This is a genomic window from Candidatus Pantoea gossypiicola (assembly GCF_008632075.1).
Lineage (GTDB): Bacteria > Pseudomonadota > Gammaproteobacteria > Enterobacterales > Enterobacteriaceae > Pantoea > Pantoea gossypiicola.
In genome coordinates this window covers 29,637-50,449 of sequence record NZ_VWVM01000006.1, presented here as the reverse complement: position 1 = coordinate 50,449, position 20,813 = coordinate 29,637, and the positions used below count along the sequence as shown (strand labels likewise).

Below are 20,813 nucleotides of genomic sequence, written 5' to 3'. Positions count from 1 at the left end.
AATGCGGCTTTTGCCGTGTCGTCTGTACAGTGAATTACAAAAGGGTGAAGAGGCTGACGCTTTCAGCAGAAATCGTGCCAGCAAAAGTGGGAAGTGTTGTTGATACGCGGCCTTATGGGTATGCTATGCGGATCGTAGAGCCCGAAAAATGTTATTCATAAAGGACCACAGGCAGCCATGCAAGAGCAATACCGCCCGGAAGAGATTGAATCCCGTGTGCAGCAACACTGGGATGAAAACGAAACGTTTAAAGTGACTGAGCAGGAAGGTAAAGAGAAATACTATTGCCTCTCCATGTTGCCCTATCCTTCTGGCCGCCTGCATATGGGCCACGTTCGTAACTACACCATCGGCGACGTAATCGCGCGTTATCAGCGTATGCTCGGCAAAAACGTACTACAGCCGATTGGCTGGGATGCTTTCGGCCTGCCTGCGGAAGGCGCTGCGGTTAAAAATAACACCGCACCGGCCCCCTGGACATACGACAACATCGCCTACATGAAAAACCAGCTTAAACTGCTGGGCTTTGGCTATGACTGGAGTCGTGAACTGGCGACCTGCCAGCCAGAGTACTATCGCTGGGAACAGTGGTTTTTCACCAAACTGTATGAAAAAGGTCTGGTTTATAAAAAGACCTCTGCCGTCAACTGGTGTCCGAACGATCAGACGGTGCTGGCGAACGAGCAGGTAATTGATGGCTGCTGCTGGCGCTGCGACACCAAAGTTGAGCGCAAAGAGATCCCGCAGTGGTTTATCAAAATCACCGATTATGCGGAAGAACTGCTGAACGATCTGGATACGCTGGAAGAGTGGCCTGAGCAGGTCAAAACCATGCAGCGTAACTGGATTGGCCGTTCTGAAGGCGTCGAAATCACGTTCGACGTTGCTGACAGCGAAGAGAAAGTCACTGTTTATACCACCCGCCCGGATACCTTTATCGGCGCAACCTATGTTGCCGTTGCGGCGGGTCATTCGCTGGCAACCCAGGCATCGGTGAATAACCCGGCACTGGCTGACTTTATCGCTGAATGCCGCAATACCAAAGTGGCCGAAGCCGATATGGCGACCATGGAGAAGAAAGGCATGGCGACCGGCCTGTCTGTTATTCATCCGCTGACCGGCGAGCTTCTCCCGATCTGGGTCGCTAACTTCGTGCTGATGGAATATGGCACCGGTGCCGTCATGGCGGTCCCGGCGCACGACCAGCGCGACTGGGAATTTGCCACTAAATACGATCTGGCGATCAAGCCGGTAGTACTCAATCTGGATGGCTCCATTCCTGACGTCAGTGCCGCGGCAATGACCGACAAAGGCGCGCTGTTTAATTCAGGCGAGTTCAACGGTCTGGATCACGCCGCAGGGTTTGCCGCCATTGCAGATTCTCTCGCGGCAAAAGGCGTGGGCGTTCGTAAAGTGAACTACCGTCTGCGCGACTGGGGTGTTTCCCGTCAGCGTTACTGGGGTGCACCGATCCCAATGGTCACGCTGGAAGATGGCACCGTAATGCCGACACCTGAAGACCAGCTGCCGGTGATCCTGCCGGAAGATGTGGTAATGGATGGCATTACCAGCCCGATCAAAGCGGATCCGGCGTGGGCGAAGACCACCGTAAATGGCCAGCCTGCTCTGCGTGAAACCGACACCTTTGACACCTTCATGGAGTCCTCCTGGTACTACGCGCGCTATACCTGCGCCAGCTACAAGGAAGGCATGCTGGATCCGGCCGCCGCAAACTACTGGCTGCCGGTCGATCAGTATGTGGGTGGTATCGAACACGCCATCATGCACCTGATGTATTTCCGCTTCTTCCATAAGCTGCTGCGTGACGCGGGCCTGGTCAACTCAAATGAACCGGCCAAACGTCTGCTGTGCCAGGGCATGGTGCTGGCTGACGCCTTCTACTATCTCGGTAACAACGGCGAGCGTAACTGGGTTTCACCGGTTGACGTTGAGGTTGAGCGTGATGAGAAAGGCCGCATTGTAAAAGCTACCGATACGCAGGGCCGCGAGGTGATTTACGCGGGCATGAGTAAAATGTCGAAGTCGAAAAACAACGGCATCGACCCACAGCTGATGGTTGAGCGTTACGGCGCGGATACCGTGCGTCTGTTCATGATGTTTGCTTCACCGGCCGATATGACGCTGGAGTGGCAGGAGTCGGGCGTTGAAGGGGCGAACCGCTTCCTGAAGCGTGTCTGGAAGCTGGTCTACGAGCACACCTCACAGGGTGCGACCGTGGCGCTGGATGTGGATAGCCTGAATGACGAGCAGAAATCGCTGCGTCGTGACCTGCACAAAACCATCGCCAAAGTGGCGGATGATATTGGCCGTCGTCAGACTTTCAACACCGCCATTGCAGCGATTATGGAGCTGATGAACAAACTGGCGCGTGCCCCGCAGGAAGGCGAGCAGGATCGCGCTCTGATGCAGGAAGCGCTGCTGGCTATCGTCCGTCTGCTCTATCCGTTTACCCCGCACGCCTGCTATGTTCTGTGGCAGACGCTGGGTGGCGAAGGCACCATCGATGAAGCGAGCTGGCCGGTAGCGGATGAAGCCGCTATGGTTGAAGATTCACTGCTGGTCGTGGTGCAGGTGAACGGTAAAGTGCGTGGCAAAATTACCGTACCCGCCGAGGCAACGCAGGAACAGGTTCAGGCACGCGCTGCCCAGGAGCATCTGGTAGCGAAGTATCTGGACGGCGTGACTATCCGTAAAGTCATTTATGTACCGGGCAAACTGCTTAACCTGGTCGTAGGTTAAGTTCAGGAGGAACTGTGCGACATCCGATTATCAGGCTGTTTGTCATGCTGGCGGTGGTTATCACCGCTGGCTGCGGTTTTCATCCGCGCGGCACCACACAGGTGCCCAGCGAACTGAAAACCCTGATTGTTTCAACCGGCGATCCTTATGGACCGCTGGCGCGTACTGTGCGCCAGCAACTGCGTATCAACGATGTCACTATTGTTGAAGACACTAAACAGAACCGCACCGATATTCCGACGCTGCGTCTGGGTCCTGAGGTGTCGGGACGTAACACCGCATCGGTCTTTATCAGCGGCACCTCTGCTGAGTATCAGCTGGTCATGACGCTGACGGCGCAGGTCCTGTTGCCGGGCAAAGGAATCTACCCAATCAGCACCACGGTTTATCGTTCATTCTTCGATAACCCGAATGCTGCGCTGGCAAAAGATGCCGAGCAGGATCTGATTACGCAGGAGATGCGTCAGCGTGCTGCCGAACAGCTGGTACGTAAGCTGCTGACCGTGCATGCCGCACAGATCAACAACAAAGAGACCTTACCGGCGTCAGTGATTCCGGTTCCGGGTCAGGGTTCACAGGAAGCACCCTCTTCCTCTGCTACCAGCCTGCAATGATCAGGATTTACCCTGAGCAACTCAGCGCGCAGCTCCGTGAGGGGCTGCGCGACTGTTATTTGTTAGCCGGAAACGAACCGCTGCTGTTGCAGGAAAGTGCGGATGCCATCCGTGCCGCCGCAACCGCGCAGCGATTTGAAGAACATTTCAGTTTTACGCTGGACGCCCAGACCGACTGGGAGAGCCTGTTTGCCAGTTGCCAGTCACTGAGTCTGTTTGCCCAGCGTCAGACGATGACGCTGCAATTCCCCGAGAATGGCCCCAATGCCGCAATGGCCGAGCAGTTGGTTAAGCTGTCGCAGCTGCTGCACGCCGATATTCTGCTGATCTGCCGGATGCCAAAGCTGACCCGCGCGCAGGAAAACAGTGCATGGTTTAAAGCCCTGTCCGCCTCTGCAGTTTTAGTGCCCTGCCAGACGCCCGAACAGGCACAACTGCCTCGCTGGGTCGTGAATCGGGCTAAGGCGCTGAAACTCTCGGTCGATGACGCGGCTGTGCAGCTATTGTGTTACTGCTATGAAGGCAATCTGCTGGCGCTGGCCCAGGCGCTGGAGCGGCTCTCACTGCAGTGGCCTGACGGCAAGCTGACCCTGCCCCGGGTTGAAGAGGCGGTCAGCGATGCGGCCCACTTCACACCGTTCCACTGGGTCGATGCTCTGCTGGCGGGGAAGAGCCGTCGCGCGCTGCATATCCTGCATCAGCTGGAGAAAGAAGAGAGCGAAGTGGTGATTCTGCTGCGCACGCTGCAGCGCGATCTGCTGACGCTGCTGCATCTGCAACGCCATCAGGCGCAGCAGCCGTTGCGTACCCTGATGGATCAGCAGCGTATCTGGCAGAACCGCCGCGCGCTGTTCACCGATGCACTGCAACGCCTGGACGCCACCCGTCTGCAACGCGCGATTCATCTGCTCAGTCAGATTGAGATCACTCTGAAGCAGGATTATGGGCAGCCGGTGTGGCCGCAGTTACAGACCCTGACGCTGCTGCTCAGCAGTCGTGCTTTTCCGACGAGTTTTGCCCATGTCTGAGTTACACGCGCTATTTGGTGGCACCTTCGACCCGATTCATTTTGGTCATCTGCGTCCGGTCGAAGCGCTGGCTCAACAGACCGGCCTGCAGCGTGTGACGCTGCTGCCCAACAATGTGCCACCGCATCGTCCGCAACCGGAAGCCAGCGCCGCCCAGCGGGTTGCTATGCTGCGCTGTGCTATCCGCGGCTTACCGCTGTATGAGATTGATACCCGTGAGCTGGAGCGCGACACGCCCTCCTGGACCGTAACCACCCTGGAAGCCTGGCGCGCCGAACGCGGTGCAGCGCAGCCGCTGGCTTTTATTATTGGTCAGGATTCCCTGCTAAGCCTGCCGAAATGGCATCGCTGGCAGGACCTGCTGTCACTCTGTCATCTGCTGGTGTGCCAGCGCCCTGGCTATCCGACCCGGTTCGACTCGCCGGAGATGCAGCAGTGGCTCGATCAACACCTTGCTCAGGATATCCGGCAGCTGCATCAGCAGCCCGCAGGTCATATCTGGCTGGCGGAAACCCCGCTCTATAACATTTCGGCGACAGAAATCCGCCGCCGTCGCCATCAGAACCAGCCCTGCGACGACCTGTTGCCCGCGGCGGTGATTGACTATATCGACCGCGAAGGCTTATATCGCGACTGATCCGGGCATGCTATACTGCGCCGCTTAAATTTTGGCTGCACTCTCCGGGCTTACAGCCAGCCCGATACCACCAGATTCCAAGGGGAACCTTTTGCAAGGTAAAGCACTCCAACAGTTCGTTATTGATAAGATTGATGATCTCAAAGGCCAGGACATTGTCACCATTGACGTTCAGGGCAAATCCAGCATCACCGATTTCATGATCATCTGCACCGGCACCTCCACGCGTCATGTGACGTCGATCGCAGAACACGTTGAGCAGGAATCCCGTCTGGCTGGCCTGATGCCATTGGGCATTGAAGGTAAAAGCGCGGCAGACTGGGTCGTGGTTGATCTGGGTGATGTCATCGTACATGTGATGCAGGAAGAGAGTCGCCAGCTGTATGAGCTGGAAAAACTCTGGAGCTAATCGGTGAAACTGCAACTTGTTGCCGTCGGCACAAAAATGCCCGACTGGGTGCAGACCGGTTTCATGGACTATCTGCGCCGCTTCCCGAAAGATATGCCGTTTGAGCTGACCGAAGTGACCGCAGGTAAACGCGGCAAAAATGCTGATATCAAACGCATCCTTGAAAAAGAGGGTGAAGCGATGTTAGCGGCGGTCGGCAAAGGCAATCGCATCGTTACGCTGGATATTCCAGGTCAACCGTGGGAAACCCCGCAGCTGGCGCAGCAGCTTGAACGCTGGAAGCTGGATGGTCGCGATGTCAGCCTGCTGATCGGCGGGCCTGAAGGCCTGGCTCCAGCCTGTAAAGCGGCGGCAGAGCAAAGCTGGTCACTGTCAGCATTGACGTTGCCTCATCCGCTGGTGCGCGTGCTGGTGGCCGAAAGTCTGTATCGGGCCTGGAGTATAACGACTAATCATCCTTATCATCGTGAATGACCGATCAGCCCACATCAGACATGACAAGTAGCGGATGAAATTACAAAGCAACGCCTTTCGCGATTACAGCGCCGAACAGAAACTCTTTGTCCGTCGGGCGTTCATCGCCTTCGTCGGTATCTTACTGCTCTCTTCAATCCTGGTGGTTAACCTTTATCATCTGCAAATTCTTCGCTTTGATGATTACAGCACCCGCTCCAATCAGAACCGCATTAAACTGGTGCCTGTCGCACCCAGCCGCGGCATTATTTACGATCGCACCGGCACGCCGCTGGCACTGAACCGCACCATCTATCAGGCAGAACTGGTGCCGGAGAAAGTCGATAACCTGCAGCAGACGCTGGAAAACTTACGCCCGGTGCTTGAGCTGACGGACGAAGACCTCGAAAACTTCCAGAAAGAGCGCAAACGCTCGCGTCGCTTTACCTCCATTCCCGTTAAAACCGGTCTGAATGAAGTTCAGGTGGCACGCTTTGCGGTCAATCAGTACCGCTTTCCCGGCGTGGAGGTTAAAGGTTATCAGCGCCGCTACTATCCCTACGGTGCCACGCTGACGCATGTCGTTGGCTATGTCTCAAAAATTAACGATCGTGACGTTGCACGCCTCGATAAAGAAGGCATATGGCCGAATTACGCCGCGACGCATGACATCGGCAAGCTTGGCATTGAAGCGTATTACGAGAGTCTGCTGCACGGCAAAACCGGTTTCGAAGAGGTTGAGGTCAACAACCGTGGCCGCGTCATTCGCCAGCTGCATGAGGAGTCGCCTCAGGCTGGCCGCGATATCTATCTGACGATCGATCTCAAACTGCAGCAGTATGTCGAGACCCTGCTGGCGGGCAGTCGCGCCGCTGTTGTCGTCAGCGATCCGCGCACCGGCGAAATTCTCGCCATGGTCTCCACACCCAGTTACGATGCCAACTTATTTGTCGACGGTATTTCCAGCAAGGATTATCGCGGCCTGCTGGAAGATGAAAATCGCCCACTCTATAACCGTGCGATTCAGGCGGCTTATCCACCGGCCTCGACGGTTAAACCCTATGTAGCAGTCTCTGCGCTGAGTGCTGGCGTGATTAACCGTAATACCAGTCTGTTTGATCCGGGCTGGTGGCAGCTTCCCGGTTCAGAGAAGCGCTTCCGCGACTGGAAAAAGTGGGGTCACGGTCGTCTTAACGTCACCAAAGCGCTGGAGGAGTCTGCCGACACCTTCTTCTATCAGGTCGCCTACGACATGGGTATTGACCGCCTGTCAGAATGGATGAATAAATTTGGTTACGGCAGCCGTACCGGCATCGACTTACCGCAGGAGAGCGCCGGTAACATGCCGACCCGCGAGTGGAAGCAGAAGCGCTTTAAAAAGCCGTGGTATCAGGGTGACACCATTCCGGTGGGAATCGGCCAGGGTTACTGGACGGCAACCCCGCTGCAGATGAACAAAGCGATGATGATTCTGATCAACGATGGCGTCGTCAAGGTGCCGCATATGCTGCGCGCCACTCGTGAAGGCCGGACTCTTGTGCCCTATCGCCAGCCGCCAGAGGCCCCGATTGGTGATATCCATTCTGGCTACTGGGAAATCGCCAAAGATGGCATGTACGGCGTGGCGAACCGTCCCAACGGCACCGCGCACAAAAGCTTTGCTGATGCGCCTTATAAAATCGCCGCCAAGTCCGGTACGGCACAGGTCTTTGGCCTGAAAGAGAACGAAACGTATAACGCCCACAGAATTGCTGAACGATTACGCGACCATAAATTAATGACCGCGTTTGCCCCTTATGACAAACCTCGGGTGGCTGTGACCATTATCCTGGAAAACGGTGGTGCCGGTCCGGCTGTCGGCACCGTGATGCGCCAGATTCTGGATCACATTATGTTGGGTGATAACAATACAGTTCTGCCGGACGCTGCCCCTGTGCCGCCCGGTTATGAAGGTGAATAAACATGTCGATGCAAGATAGTCCGCAGAAACGATCGATCTGGATGCGCATCCACATCGATCCGATGTTTATGCTGATCATTCTCGCGCTGCTGACTTACAGCGCCGTGGTGATCTGGAGTGCCAGCGGACAGGATCCCGGCATGATGGAGCGTAAGCTCGGTCAGATCGCGATGGGTCTGGTGATCATGATTGTGCTGGCGCAGGTGCCGCCGCGCGTTTATGAAGGCTGGGCGCCCTATCTCTATATTGTCTGCGTCATTCTGCTGGTGGCGGTGGATGCCTTTGGTCAGATCAGTAAAGGGGCACAGCGCTGGCTCGATCTCGGCTTTGTTCGCTTTCAGCCTTCTGAGATTGCCAAAATCGCGGTGCCACTGATGGTGGCGCGCTTTATTAACCGCGATGTCTGTCCGCCAACGCTGAAAAATACGGGTATCGCGCTGATTCTGATCTTCCTGCCCACCCTGCTGGTGGCCGCACAGCCCGATCTCGGCACCTCGATTTTGATTGCCGCCTCAGGCCTGTTTGTATTGTTCCTTTCAGGGATGAGCTGGAAACTGATTAGCGTGGCGGTGCTGCTGGTCGCCGCCTTTATCCCGATTTTGTGGTTCTTCCTGATGCACGACTATCAGCGTGACCGCGTTATGATGCTGCTCGACCCGGAAACGGATCCGCTGGGCGCGGGTTATCACATTATCCAGTCGAAAATCGCCATCGGTTCAGGCGGACTGCGCGGCAAAGGCTGGCTGCAGGGCACCCAGTCTCAGCTGGAGTTTTTACCGGAGCGTCATACCGACTTTATCTTTGCGGTTCTGGCCGAAGAGTTAGGGCTGGTTGGTGTACTGCTGCTGCTGACCCTTTATCTGCTGCTGATCATGCGCGGGCTGGTTGTCGCAGCCCGCGCGCAGACCACGTTTGGACGGGTCATGGCGGGCGGTTTAATGCTGATTTTATTCGTTTATGTTTTCGTTAACATTGGCATGGTTAGTGGTATCTTACCGGTAGTTGGCGTGCCGCTGCCGCTGGTCAGTTATGGCGGCTCCGCGCTAATCGTGCTTATGGCGGGATTCGGCATTGTGATGTCGATCCACACTCACCGAAAAATGTTATCTAAAAGTGTCTAAGAGGCTGCAGATGCGTAAGGAATGGCTTGGCGTTGCACTGGCATCACTGGTTCTGGCGGCCTGTACCACGCCGGAACCCCAAAATACGGCACCGCCGCAACCGGCTTACAATGGGCCCGTAGTAGAGATTCCAGGCGTTGAGCCTCGTTATGAGCCGATCAATCCGGGCACCAGCCAGGATTACAGCGTTAACGGCAAAAATTATCGCATCATCAAAGATCCGTCGAACTTCAGCGAGATCGGTCTGGCCACCTGGTACGGCGAAGAGGCACAGGGCAACCGCACCGCCATCGGTGAAGCCTACGATCCGGATGCGCTGACGGCCGCCCACCCTACTCTGCCGCTGCCGAGCTATGTGCGCGTAACCAATATCGCGAACGGCCGTCAGATTGTGGTGCGCGTTAACGATCGCGGTCCCTATACGCCAGGACGCATCATCGACCTGTCGCGGGCAGCCGGTGACCGTCTGAACATCTCCAATAATTCACGGGTACGAGTCGACTATATCAAGGTGGCTCCCGACGGTACGCTCTCTGGCCCGGGCACCATTGGTACTGTGGTCGCCAAACAGAGCTACTCGCTGCCTGCCCGCCCGGACCTGAGCGGGGGTGCGGTGATGAATGGCGGCAGCGCCGCAAACGCTGAACCGCCAGCCCAAAACGTAGAAGCCATCAGCAACAGCACGCTGCAGGGCGGTGACAATATGGGTGCGCCGGTTCAAAGCAGCGGCTTTCTTGGCGCACCTCAGCCATTAGCGAACGGCGTGCTGGAAGGCAGTGAACCACCCGCCGCCGCGCCCGTCACTGCACCGGCCGCCAGCAGTGCTGCTCCTGTAGCCGCCAGCGCTGCGTCGGCAGCCAGCAGTGGTGCCGCAGCCGGCTATGTCGTGCAGGTCGGTGCACTGAATGACCCGGCGCGTGCTCAGCAGATGATGAAAAGCCTGAGCCAGCGTTACGGTGTACCCGGCAAGGTCGAAGACGCGGGCAACAACGTTTATCGCGTTCAGCTCGGCGGTTACAGCTCCCGTGCCGAAGCGGCTGCGCTGCAACAGCGCCTGAGCAGTGAAGGCCAGACCGCCTCATTCATTACTAACACGCGTCGCTGATCGGTTTATCAGACAGTGACACGTTACGTCTGCTAACAACCCAATCATCACGCCCGGTGCCAGATTCACTGGCATTGGGTATGATGAGTGACATTTTTAACCTCAAACTCACGGATGTTGTAGTCCTACACATGAACACGCTGAAATCATCTCGTTTGCTGAAACGCCTGACAGTGGGATCACTGATCGCTTTCTCTCTCAGCCATGCTGCTATTGCTGATGACGTCAATCTCAAAACCATGATTCCGGGCGTGCCGGACATTGATGCTGAAGCGTATGTCCTTATCGACTACAACTCGGGCAAAGTGCTGGCAGAGAAAAACGCCGATGCACGCCGCGATCCTGCCAGTCTGACCAAGATGATGACCAGCTATGTCATTGGTCAGGCCGTGAAAGCGGGCAAAATTCATCAGGACGATTTAGTCACTGTGGGTCCGGATGCCTGGGCCACGGGCAACCCGGTGTTCAAAGGTTCCTCCCTGATGTTCCTGAAGCCAGGCGACCGCGTGCCGGTCTCTCAGCTGACGCGTGGGATTGTACTGCAGTCGGGTAACGACGCCTGTGTTGCGATGGCTGACTATGTCGCCGGCAGCCAGGATGCGTTCGTTAATCTGATGAACAACTACGTTAAAGCGATTGGCCTGCAGAATACCCATTTCGGGACCGTGCATGGGCTGGACGCTGAAGGTCAGTACAGCTCCGCGCGCGACATGGCGTTGATCGGCCAGGCGCTGATCCGCGACGTGCCGGAAGAGTACGCTGTCTATAAAGAGAAAGAGTTCACCTTTAACAACATCCGTCAGATGAACCGTAACGGTCTGCTGTGGGATACCAACCTGAATGTGGACGGTATTAAAACCGGCCACACTAACTCTGCTGGTTATAACCTGGTGGCGTCCGCGACTGAAGGCCAGATGCGCCTGATCTCTGCCGTCATGGGCGGTCATACCTTTAAAGGCCGTGAAACCGAGAGCAAGAAACTGCTTACCTGGGGCTTCCGTTTCTTCGAAACCGTTGCGCCACTGAAAGCGGGTAAAGAGTTCGCCTCTGAGCCAGTCTGGTTCGGTGATAACGACCGCGTGCAGCTGGGCGTGGAAAAAGATGCTTACCTGACCATTCCACGTGGCCGTATGAAAGATCTGAAAGCCAGCTATGTGCTGACCAACACGGAACTGCATGCCCCACTGAAGAAAAACCAGGTTGTCGGCAGCATCAACTTCCAGCTGGATGGCAAGACTATCGAACAGCGTCCGCTGGTGGTGCTGAACGAGATCGCTGAGGGTGGGTTCTTTGGCCGTATCGTGGATTACATCAAACTGATGTTCCATCACTGGTTCGGTTAAGCGTAAAGGGTGATTGAAAAATCACCCTTCCGTCCCCATTACCAGATATTATGATGCTCCCGCTCAGGCGGGAGCCTGTTTTTTATGCACCGGAGTTAATATGAAAACCAAACTGAATGAGCTGCTCGAATTTCCTACCCCGTTTACCTACAAAGTAATGGGTCTGGCACAACCGGAGCTGGTTGATCAAGTGGTTGAAGTGGTGCAACGTCATGCGCCCGGCGATTACAGCCCTGAAGTTAAGCCGAGCAGCAAAGGCAACTATCACTCCGTAAACATCACTATCAACGCCACCCACATCGAGCAGGTCGAACGTCTGTACGAAGAGCTGGGCCAGATCGAAATTGTGCGGATGGTACTGTAATTCACGGGTCGGCAAGACGCCGCTGCCTGACGGTTTGCCGACGTTATCCTCAGCGTTTTTTCCTTTAGCGGGCTATCGCTTTGTCAGTTGAAACCCTCTTTGTCCGTCAGTCCGGTCTGCGTGACTGGCAACCTGTCTCCGACGCCATGCACCATTATACTGACCAGCGCGACGACCAGAGTCGTGATGAAATCTGGCTGGTCGAACATCCTCCGGTCTTTACTCAGGGTCAGGCGGGAAAAGCAGAACATCTTCTGATGCCAGGCGATATTCCGGTGGTGCAGAGCGATCGTGGCGGTCAGGTCACCTATCACGGGCCGGGACAACAGGTGATGTACGTTCTGATTGATGTAAAACGCCGTAAGCTCGGCGTACGCCAGCTGGTGACTATTCTGGAAGAGACGGTGATCGCCACGCTGGCAGAGTTCGGCGTCAGCGCCCGCGCCCGCGCAGATGCACCCGGCGTCTATGTCGGTGAAGAGAAGATCTGTTCGCTGGGATTACGCATTCGCAAAGGCTGCTCGTTTCACGGTCTGGCGCTGAATGTTGCCATGGATTTATCTCCTTTTCTGCGTATCAATCCCTGTGGTTACGCCGGGATGAGTATGACCCAGCTGAAACATTTTCAGCCCGACGTGACCACAGAGCAGGTGCGTTCCCCGCTGGTCAGCGCCTTTGCGCGGCTGTCAGGTTATGAAAATGTTGAATGGATCGCAGGCGATCTCCCTGTTAAGCGTTAACGCAGAATGCCAATTTACAAATATGTAACTTTTCAACGCTGACTATGGCTGCTTCGCAGACGATGAGATGATATAATTTTTGCACTTTTTTCAAATAAAGTTGAAAGCCCCTTTCCCGGTTTGAGTGGGAACGCTTTCAAATCGCAATCCGACCGGAACCTGCTGATTTATGAGTAAACCAATTCAGATGGAACGCGGCGTCAAATATCGTGACGCAGACAAAATGGCGCTGATCCCGGTGAAAACCGTGGCTGTTGAACGGCAGGAGATGTTGCGTAAGCCGGAATGGATGAAAATCAAGCTGCCAGCCGACTCCAGTCGTATTCAGGGTATCAAAGCTGCGATGCGCAAAAACGGGCTGCACTCGGTCTGTGAAGAGGCGTCCTGCCCTAACCTCGCCGAATGCTTTAACCACGGCACCGCCACCTTTATGATTCTTGGCGCAATCTGCACCCGTCGTTGTCCGTTCTGCGATGTGGCTCATGGCCGTCCTAATGCGCCTGATGCTAACGAACCTGCGAAACTGGCACAGACGATTGCCGATATGGGCCTGCGCTACGTGGTGATCACCTCGGTGGACCGGGATGATTTGCGTGATGGCGGCGCGCAGCACTTTGCCGACTGCATAAGCGCCATTCGCGAAAAAAATCCTGCCATTAAAATTGAAACGCTGGTGCCGGACTTCCGGGGCCGTATGGATCGCGCGCTGGAGATTCTCACCGCGACGCCACCCGATGTGTTTAACCACAACCTGGAAAACGTACCGCGCGTTTACCGTCAGGTGCGTCCGGGCGCGAACTACGAGTGGTCACTGAAGCTGCTGGAGCGTTTCAAAGAAGCACATCCTGATGTTCCGACCAAATCGGGTCTGATGGTGGGCCTGGGGGAAACCAATGCCGAAATCGTTGAGGTGATGCGTGATCTGCGTCGCCATGGCGTCACCATGCTGACGCTGGGCCAGTATCTGCAGCCGAGCCGCCACCACCTGCCAGTTCAGCGCTACGTCAGCCCGGCCGAATTCGATGAGATGAAAGCAGAAGCGATGGCGATGGGCTTTACCCATGCCGCGTGCGGTCCGTTTGTCCGCTCTTCCTATCATGCGGATATGCAGGCTAAAGGCGAAGAAGTGAAATAAGTACGCCTTGACGTTCAGAAGAGTGAAAACAAAAAACCAGACTGGAAACAGCCTGGTTTTTTTATGCGCCTGAAATAAAAAGTAACAGTTATTTGCAGCAAATAACCGATTAATCTTTATGAACGACGCGTTCTGCTGGCACATCTTCCGCTGTCGTTCGGGTTGCGCTGGTATCTTCATCTTTCATGGCTTTTTTGAAGCCTTTGATTGCAGAGCCCAGATCGCCGCCCAGTGAGCGCAACTTGTTGGTACCAAAAAGCAGTACGATAAGCGCACCGATAATCAGCAGCTTGGCAATACTGATACCTTCCATATTTAACCTTTCGACTTTATTGAATCACGGTGACTGTTATTTACGCGCAGTTTGCCTGTGACGACAACTGGAATCTGTAACAGAGTAAGATCTTTAATAGAGTGCATACGCGGTCGCTTCCCGGTTCAGGCAATCACTTCAGCTCAGGCCGTTCAAAACGCCGGTTTGCAAGAACCGGTAATACCCGGCGGGCATAGGCGATTCGCTCAGGATCAAGATCGGCAAACAGCAGTGCCGGAGACTCAGCCGCATTTGCCACTGCCACGCCCAGTGGATCGACGACCAGACTATGACCAATATTGCGTGGGCCACACTCGCCCACCGCCACCATATAACAGGTGTTCTCCAGCGCACGGGCGCGGGTCAACAGCTCCCAGTGCATCTCTTTAAGCGGACCTTTCACCCAGGCGGCTGGGAGCACCAGCACTTGCGCACCATCCAGCGCCAGCCGACGCGCCAGCTCCGGGAAGCGCACGTCATAGCAGGTCATTAATCCGACTCTCATTCCTGCGACTTCAATCAGCGGCGGAATGACGTGGCCCGGATTAACCCGCTGTGACTCCTGCATCGCAAAGGCATCGTACAGATGCAGTTTTTCATAGGCGGCGATGATTTTACCCTTGTGGATAGCCACCAGCACGTTGAGCGCTTTATGCTGCTCAGCGGGAACATGAACGCTCATCATGGTGGTCAGCGCATTGTGCTCACTGGCGGCCAGCAACTGGCTGATGAAAGGGCCATCCAGTGGCTGCGCCGCCTTCACCACTAAATCGGGATCGGCATTATCGCGCGCCAGCACGGCTTCCGGCAGCACCAGCAAATCCGCGCCTCCTTCTGCCGCCCGCTGCATTAAGTCCAGACAAGTATCAGCATTTTCCTGCCATTCACGGCTCACTGCAAATTGCCCCAACGCCACTTTCATCATTTCTCTTCTCCTGCTGCGTCAGTAATATCACTTCCGGCGTCAGTTATTGGTGGATCAGCCCCTGCTGATAGTGCCCGTATCCTGCGTGAGCCGTCATCTTCACATTGGCGCTAAAACCACTCTCCTGCCAGCAGAGCAGACATTCCTGCGTCATGCACCACAAATCCTTAGCCAGCCACGGCATCGTATCGTCCTGTTTTTCGCGTATCGGTCTCTGCATGGATGTTCGCTCACCTCAGCTTAACGCTACTGGCGGGCTGTGCACGACTTTACCTTAGGCAGATTGCCACAAGATTGCAGAGCCTGCGGCCCGCCACAGGGTGTAGCCACGCTGGCAACTGTTTCTGCTATCTGGCTGCCAGCGTGAAAGCAGAAAATGCTGACAGGCACAGGATACACTGGTCCGTATCATTTCTGTCGCCAGCCTCAGGAAGGCACAGCGGGAGAAAATGGCCGAAGCGCGGGTCGCTCCTCTGGCCGGAAGTTAATCCGCCCGAAGCGCTTTGATGAGATAACAGGGAGATTCAGCATAACCCTCACGGGCGTAGAACTGATTCGCCTTAAGACGTGACTGATGGCAATGGACTTCCATACGGTCGCAGCCACGACGCGCTGCCAGCGTTTCAGCGTGCTGAAGCAGCTGCTGGCCGACGCCTTTACTGCGCTCACCTTCTGCAATGCAGAAATAGCTGATGCGGGCAAAATCACCGGCCAGGGCAAGCTGAGGGATAAAATGGAGGGAAAGGAAACCCAGCACCTGGCTGCCATGTTCAGCCACCAGCAGTGCTTCAGTGGGATCGCTGCATAACTGCGCCAGGCGCTGTTCAATGAAGCTTTCGGTACCGCCGTAGCCTAGCTCGCTTAACAGGGCACTCAACGCAAAACTGTCTTTTAACTCTGCCTGACGTATCTTCATCCTGCCTCCTCACTCACCGGATTCTGTCGCTTAGTTATATAGCGTTACATGCTAAAAAGCTGCATGTCGGGTTGTTATAAATAAGTTACGGGAATTTTTTGTAAATCGCCGCGCAGTTTGTGCCGCACAGGGAAGATACAGAAGATTATGATGAAAGGGATGAAGCGCAGATTACAGCCATAAAAAAACCCGCCATCAGGCGGGTTTTTAGAATTCTGACTGTTAACTTACAGACTGATAACGTTAGCAGCAGATGGGCCTTTAGCGCCGTCGGTGATTTCAAACTCTACGCGCTGACCTTCAGCCAGAGTTTTGAAGCCGTTGCTCTGGATTGCAGAGAAATGTACGAATACATCTTTGCTGCCATCTTCAGGAGTAATGAAACCGAATCCTTTAGATTCATTAAACCACTTAACGTTACCTTTGATCTTAGACATCTATATTACCTTTACATGAAAAATGGACACTAAACTGTGTCGGGGTCTAGTACAGCAATTGCGGAGGGATTTGTCCAGTACGATTTGATGAAAAAGTGATAAATATCGACTTTACGTACATCCATCACACTTTCCTGCTTCCGGGCTTGCGAATCGTCCGTTAACAGCTAACAGCTCCATGACCTGCGCTGTACGCTAACCCGCTGGAAAGTCGCACCTTTTTATTTAAGCGTTCTACCGTACTCACATTAAAAAGAAAAATCTTATTAAGACGTATTCCTCTTCTTAACGAAGGCGACAGAAGTAAAAAAGCAATTTTTTTTTCTTCATCAGGACAGCGTTTATCTCTGCCAGACCCGTTTTTAAGGGTTCTCGCAGTCACTGTGGCACAAGTGCTCATTAAACGAGCAAAAATGATTAAATATCTGAGCGCAGTTCCTGCTTTTAATCATGCCCGGAGAAGCGTTGAGTGCCACTAATCCTAGCCATACTGGGATACTCGCCGATATTTTAGCCAACAGCAAAGAAACATTGAGCAAGATCAACGAAGTGCTTTTTGGTGGCTAAATTCGCATTTGGCAACAAACAATCGGTGTCATAAGAAACTAAGTTTCTCATCGCGGTCCGGAATAATAGTGCGCCGCAATAGATAAATTCTGCTTAACCGGTCAGAGGCAGGCATTCGTCAGGACGCATTAAAAAGGAGGATGAGACGCAGAATGGTGATGAAGATACGCTGTAGCCAATGTGGAAGCGCACGGTTCGTTTTCACTGATTATCGGGAGGGTAAGCGCAACTTTCATGGTGCCTGCTGCGCATGCTGTAAAAAACAGCTGGGCTCGCAGGACCTGCTGCCGAATACGCCGATGGATCCCATCAGCCACTATTTGTTAGCAAGCCAGAAAACAGCTCGGGCACCTGATTAGGTGCCCGCTGTCGCTGAAGCTTTAACAAAGTTATGACATCAGAAAATCAGTTTGAACACCCCTGTCAGGGTCAGCAAGCCCACGATAAATATGATCGCGATAATCCACAGAATAATTTTCATTTCCTTTTCCCCTCACTGATTAAACATGTTTCCTGTAAGCAGTATAGACAGAAAAAATTGTCCCGCCGCGTCACTCAGGATTCAACTGCTCATAAGTTCAGCAGATTTCGCTTTTATTTATGTTCTGAGATAACGATCGCAACACTACTTTTTACCGGCCCTCTTTCTTCGTTTTACAGACCACTCCTGGCTAAAATTTAGGCGGCAAGGCAGGCCTTAGTAGTGATGAGATTGAAAATGAGTCGCGAGGAGATCTTATGAGCACGATTAATACCAGCATGGGCCGCTACAGCCTCAAGGCAAAAAACAGCGGTAACCACATCAAAGGTTCTTTCGCCATCAACGATGAAGGCGGCACTCAACTCACGATGCAGGAGTTTGAAGAGCACTACCTTGATGATGTGGTAAACAACGTTATCTATCCGGTCACCGGCGGCAACCGTGAAATTGCGCGTGCACTGCGGGAACAGATGGTCAAAGCCGGATTTGAACCGCCTCATTAAAGGGGCCAGATTTACGCTGTTACAGACCTGTGGGCCGCGCTTTGCGGCCCTTTTTATCGTCGTGGTTACGAGCCGAATAAACCGGCCAAAGAAGCTGCCCGCGATCAACAACGAAACGGGCAGGAGAGAAGCAAAAGCGGAGTGCCGCTGGCAAGCCTGCCAGCGGCCAGAGGTTAAATCATCCAGGAGAGCAGCAGACAACCCACCAGACCACAGACCGAAATAATGGTCTCCAGCGCCGACCAGGAGCGAATGGTTTCACCAATCGTCAGGTTGAAATACTCTTTGAAAAGCCAGAAGCCGGGGTCATTAACGTGCGAGAAGATCACGCTGCCGGACCCTACAGCGATCACCATCAGTTCCGGGCTGGCACCACTAGTAACAATCAACGGCGCCACGATGCCCCCGGCGGTAATCGCCGCTACCGTGGCAGACCCCAGGGCGATACGCAGTACGGCAGCAATCGACCAGGCCATAAAGATGGGTGAAAGCTGTGTAGAGTGCATCATGCTGGCGATATATTTATCCACGCCGCTGTCCACCAGCACCTGTTTAAAGGCACCGCCACCGCCGATAATCAGCAGCATCATGGCGATGATTTTGATCGAGTCGGTCAGGGTGTCCATCACCTGCTCCATCGTGCGACCGCGATTCAGACCAAAGGTGAAGATCGCAATCAGTACCGCAATCAGCGTTGCCATTACCGGGTCGCCAAAGAACTCCGCATAGGGCAGCAGAACGTGGCCTTTAGGCAACAGCATCTCCGCCACGGCACGCAGCGCCATCAGTACCACTGGCACCAGTGCCGTCCAGACGCTAACGCCAAACCCGGGCATTTCCGCTTCAGTAAAGGTTTTTGGGTTATAAAGCCCCTGCGGAATCGGTTTGTCGATGTTTTTCAGGAAACGGGCATAAACCGGACCCGCCAGAATCACCGTCGGAATACCCAGCAGCGTACCGAACAGCAGTGTTTTACCCATGTCAGCATTAAACAGCGTGGCAATAGCCGTCGGGCCGGGGTGTGGCGGAAGAAAACCGTGCGTCACAGAAAGAGCCGCCGCCATCGGTACCCCGACATAGAGCAGCGGTACACGCGCCGACGCCGCCACGCTGAACACCAGCGGCAGCATCAGGACAAAGCCAACTTCGTAGAACAGCGCGAAGCCGACGATAAAACCGGTCAGCACCAGCGCCCACTGAATATGCTTTGTGCCGAATTTTTCAATCAGGGTGGTGGCAATACGCTGCGCACCGCCGCAGTCGGCCAGCAACTTACCGAGCATGGCACCAAAGCCCATGATCAGCGCGAGGCTGCCAAGCGTGCCACCCACGCCCGCTTTGATTGAGGTAATGACTTTATTAACCGGCATGCCCTGCATCACACCGACCGCCAGCGCCACCAGGATCAGCGCGATAAATCCATTAAGCTTAAAGCGAATCATCAGCAGCAGCAGTAACGCGACGCCGATCGCCACATAGAGTAATGGCATAGGTTTTCTCCACCTTGCGCACTGAAGGGTATTCAGTGTCGGTTTATTATCATGATCCCCTGAGGGCTGCGAAACAGTGCGCTGTAAGATGTTTACACATACCGACAAACGCTGTTACCGATAACATGTTAAGGGTAACATCCGCATTAAAGCACCACCCCGCCGACGGTGAATTTCTGTTTTGCGAAGATGATCAACTTTTTGCCATCGTGTTATCAGAAAGTTTGCCCATGCTGACGCCACGCTTTTCGTTACACTCAGATTTTAGCGAAATGTAAAAAGGATGCGCTGGTGAGTGAGAACCTGAGTGAGCTGTACAGTAATCAACGAACCCTCTTTGGCCGCGGCAGTCTGGATAAACTGGTGCCGCTGCTGGCCGCCCGGTCACAACCTACCCTGCTGTTTTGCGGACACTCTTTCCTGCAGGGGGAGGCCTATGCCCGGATAAAAGCTGAACTCAACGATCACATCCTCGGCTATGAGATTGTCAGCCATGAAGCTTCGCCCGCTGAGATCGATGGCTGGGTTGCCCGCTGGCGCGGTCATGTTGATCGGGTGTTAGCGATTGGCGGAGGCAGCGTGCTGGATGCGGCAAAAGCCTTTAGTGCCATGATTCAACACCCGCTGCCCACCGCCCGTTATCTGGAAAAGGTGGGTGATACCGCAGTTCAGCCCATCACGCTGCCGCTGATTGCGGTCCCGACGACTGCCGGGACCGGCAGCGAAGTCACGCAAAATGCGGTATTAACCGACCAGCAGGATATTCAGATCAAAGCGTCGCTGCGCCACCCGGTCTTTGTGCCGGAGGTGGCGATTCTCGATCCGGATTTGCTGAAAAGCGCACCTGATCACGTGCTGGCGACCTGCGGCATTGATGCTTTTACCCATCTGTTTGAAGCGTATCTCTCGGGCAAAGGCAACCTCTTCACCCGCCAGCTCGCGCTGGCCGGCCTGCGTCAGTTTATCAAGGCCTGGCCTGCACTCAACCGCGAGGATGCGGTGGGTGACGCGGCACGTGAAGCAATGATGATGGCATCGTGGCTTGGGGGCGTCAGTCTCAGCAGTGCGGGGCTGGGGGTGATCCACGGTATTGCCGGGGAACTTGGCGCGATTAAACCGTTCCATCACGGTGAAGTGTGCGGACGCCTGCTGTTTCCGTTCCTGGATCTGTTGTCTGACAGCCAGCAGCCGCTACAGCGTACGCTGATGGCGGAGCTGCACCCACAGCTCTTCAGCGAATCCACAGATTCACCGGCACAGTTTCTGAAGCAGTGGCTGCAACAGCAGGCCATCACGCCATTCTGGCAGAATGGCCCGTCGCTGAGCCGCACTGAGGTGGAGTGGATCCTGGCGCGTGCCAACAGTAAAAATTCGCTGGTGAATTACAGCCGCGAACAGATGCAGACAATGATTGCGCAGGCCTGGCAGATCACCGCGTGATCAACGCGCTGGCATCCTTCGCCTCCTTCACTGACCTGCCAGCCTGGCAGGTTTAGTATCAGCGCCTGGCGA

At 54.7% G+C, this 20,813-nt stretch carries 22 protein-coding genes; 15 read left to right on the top strand and 7 right to left on the bottom strand.

Going from position 1 to position 20,813, the window contains the following annotated elements; all coding sequences use genetic code 11:
- The first annotated feature begins 177 nt into the window (after positions 1-177).
- From leuS to lipA, 13 genes are all read left to right on the top strand, one after another.
- Positions 178-2,760: a leucine--tRNA ligase gene (gene leuS / locus F3I20_RS09440; protein WP_150037233.1), complete on the top strand. Its 2,583-nt coding sequence runs from the start codon at positions 178-180 to the stop codon at positions 2,758-2,760.
- Between the two features lie 14 nt (positions 2,761-2,774).
- The gene (gene lptE / locus F3I20_RS09435; protein ID WP_150012339.1) at positions 2,775-3,374 is read left to right on the top strand and encodes an LPS assembly lipoprotein LptE; all 600 of its coding nucleotides are present in this window, start codon (positions 2,775-2,777) and stop codon (positions 3,372-3,374) included.
- The gene (gene holA, locus F3I20_RS09430; protein ID WP_150037234.1) at positions 3,371-4,402 is read left to right on the top strand and encodes a DNA polymerase III subunit delta; all 1,032 of its coding nucleotides are present in this window, start codon (positions 3,371-3,373) and stop codon (positions 4,400-4,402) included. Before lptE ends, holA begins: the two co-directional genes overlap by 4 nt.
- Positions 4,395-5,039 (top strand): nicotinate-nucleotide adenylyltransferase, encoded by a 645-nt coding sequence (gene nadD, locus F3I20_RS09425; RefSeq protein WP_150012343.1) that lies wholly within the window; start codon positions 4,395-4,397, stop codon positions 5,037-5,039. Before holA ends, nadD begins: the two co-directional genes overlap by 8 nt.
- Before the next feature lie 91 nt (positions 5,040-5,130).
- A complete protein-coding gene (gene rsfS / locus F3I20_RS09420) occupies positions 5,131-5,448 on the top strand; it encodes a ribosome silencing factor (RefSeq protein WP_150012345.1) in 318 nt (105 codons plus the stop codon).
- 3 nt (positions 5,449-5,451) lie between these two features.
- Positions 5,452-5,922 (top strand): 23S rRNA (pseudouridine(1915)-N(3))-methyltransferase RlmH, encoded by a 471-nt coding sequence (rlmH, locus tag F3I20_RS09415; protein ID WP_150012347.1) that lies wholly within the window; start codon positions 5,452-5,454, stop codon positions 5,920-5,922.
- 34 nt (positions 5,923-5,956) lie between these two features.
- The gene (gene mrdA, locus F3I20_RS09410; protein ID WP_150012349.1) at positions 5,957-7,861 is read left to right on the top strand and encodes a peptidoglycan DD-transpeptidase MrdA; all 1,905 of its coding nucleotides are present in this window, start codon (positions 5,957-5,959) and stop codon (positions 7,859-7,861) included.
- Positions 7,862-7,869: 8 nt separating this feature from the next.
- Positions 7,870-8,982 carry a peptidoglycan glycosyltransferase MrdB gene (gene mrdB / locus F3I20_RS09405; protein WP_150037300.1) on the top strand — a complete coding sequence of 371 codons (1,113 nt, stop codon included), beginning with the start codon at positions 7,870-7,872 and terminating at the stop codon, positions 8,980-8,982.
- A 10-nt stretch (positions 8,983-8,992) separates the two neighbouring features.
- Positions 8,993-10,087, top strand: a complete 1,095-nt coding sequence (rlpA, locus tag F3I20_RS09400) for an endolytic peptidoglycan transglycosylase RlpA (protein ID WP_150012351.1) — start codon at positions 8,993-8,995, stop codon at positions 10,085-10,087.
- A gap of 131 nt (positions 10,088-10,218) precedes the next feature.
- The gene (gene dacA, locus F3I20_RS09395) at positions 10,219-11,430 is read left to right on the top strand and encodes a D-alanyl-D-alanine carboxypeptidase DacA (protein ID WP_150012427.1); all 1,212 of its coding nucleotides are present in this window, start codon (positions 10,219-10,221) and stop codon (positions 11,428-11,430) included.
- A gap of 100 nt (positions 11,431-11,530) precedes the next feature.
- The gene (gene ybeD, locus F3I20_RS09390) at positions 11,531-11,794 is read left to right on the top strand and encodes a DUF493 family protein YbeD (protein ID WP_013357093.1); all 264 of its coding nucleotides are present in this window, start codon (positions 11,531-11,533) and stop codon (positions 11,792-11,794) included.
- An 80-nt stretch (positions 11,795-11,874) separates the two neighbouring features.
- On the top strand, positions 11,875-12,534 hold the full coding sequence (gene lipB / locus F3I20_RS09385; RefSeq protein ID WP_150012353.1) for a lipoyl(octanoyl) transferase LipB: 660 nt from the start codon (positions 11,875-11,877) through the stop codon (positions 12,532-12,534).
- A 169-nt stretch (positions 12,535-12,703) separates the two neighbouring features.
- Positions 12,704-13,669, top strand: coding sequence for a lipoyl synthase (lipA, locus tag F3I20_RS09380; RefSeq protein WP_150012355.1), 966 nt, complete (start codon positions 12,704-12,706; stop codon positions 13,667-13,669).
- A 109-nt stretch (positions 13,670-13,778) separates the two neighbouring features.
- On the opposite strand, the gene tatE is transcribed toward lipA, so the two are convergent.
- The 6 genes from tatE to F3I20_RS24590 all read right to left on the bottom strand — a co-directional run bounded on the left by tatE (position 13,779) and on the right by F3I20_RS24590 (position 17,308).
- The gene (gene tatE / locus F3I20_RS09375; protein ID WP_003854033.1) at positions 13,779-13,982 is read right to left on the bottom strand and encodes a twin-arginine translocase subunit TatE; all 204 of its coding nucleotides are present in this window, start codon (positions 13,980-13,982) and stop codon (positions 13,779-13,781) included.
- Between the two features lie 133 nt (positions 13,983-14,115).
- Positions 14,116-14,904 carry a deaminated glutathione amidase gene (locus tag F3I20_RS09370; protein WP_150012429.1) on the bottom strand — a complete coding sequence of 263 codons (789 nt, stop codon included), beginning with the start codon at positions 14,902-14,904 and terminating at the stop codon, positions 14,116-14,118.
- 46 nt (positions 14,905-14,950) lie between these two features.
- Complete coding sequence (locus F3I20_RS23925; protein WP_190286159.1) at positions 14,951-15,127, bottom strand: hypothetical protein; 177 nt, start codon at positions 15,125-15,127, stop codon at positions 14,951-14,953.
- Between the two features lie 264 nt (positions 15,128-15,391).
- Positions 15,392-15,823 (bottom strand): GNAT family N-acetyltransferase, encoded by a 432-nt coding sequence (locus F3I20_RS09365; RefSeq protein WP_150037235.1) that lies wholly within the window; start codon positions 15,821-15,823, stop codon positions 15,392-15,394.
- A gap of 227 nt (positions 15,824-16,050) precedes the next feature.
- Positions 16,051-16,260 (bottom strand): transcription antiterminator/RNA stability regulator CspE, encoded by a 210-nt coding sequence (cspE, locus tag F3I20_RS09360; RefSeq protein ID WP_006118399.1) that lies wholly within the window; start codon positions 16,258-16,260, stop codon positions 16,051-16,053.
- Between the two features lie 964 nt (positions 16,261-17,224).
- Positions 17,225-17,308 (bottom strand): small membrane protein YohP, encoded by an 84-nt coding sequence (locus F3I20_RS24590; protein WP_019105993.1) that lies wholly within the window; start codon positions 17,306-17,308, stop codon positions 17,225-17,227.
- Positions 17,309-17,565: 257 nt separating this feature from the next.
- On the opposite strand from F3I20_RS24590, the gene F3I20_RS09350 reads away from it, so the two are divergent.
- Positions 17,566-17,811 carry a hypothetical protein gene (locus tag F3I20_RS09350; protein ID WP_150012361.1) on the top strand — a complete coding sequence of 82 codons (246 nt, stop codon included), beginning with the start codon at positions 17,566-17,568 and terminating at the stop codon, positions 17,809-17,811.
- A gap of 173 nt (positions 17,812-17,984) precedes the next feature.
- Here the strand turns inward: F3I20_RS09350 and gntT are convergent, their stop codons facing one another.
- Positions 17,985-19,301, bottom strand: coding sequence for a gluconate transporter (gene gntT, locus F3I20_RS09345; RefSeq protein WP_150037236.1), 1,317 nt, complete (start codon positions 19,299-19,301; stop codon positions 17,985-17,987).
- Positions 19,302-19,592: 291 nt separating this feature from the next.
- On the opposite strand from gntT, the gene F3I20_RS09340 reads away from it, so the two are divergent.
- Positions 19,593-20,741, top strand: coding sequence for an iron-containing alcohol dehydrogenase (locus F3I20_RS09340; RefSeq protein WP_150037237.1), 1,149 nt, complete (start codon positions 19,593-19,595; stop codon positions 20,739-20,741).
- The last annotated feature ends 72 nt before the right edge of the window (positions 20,742-20,813 follow it).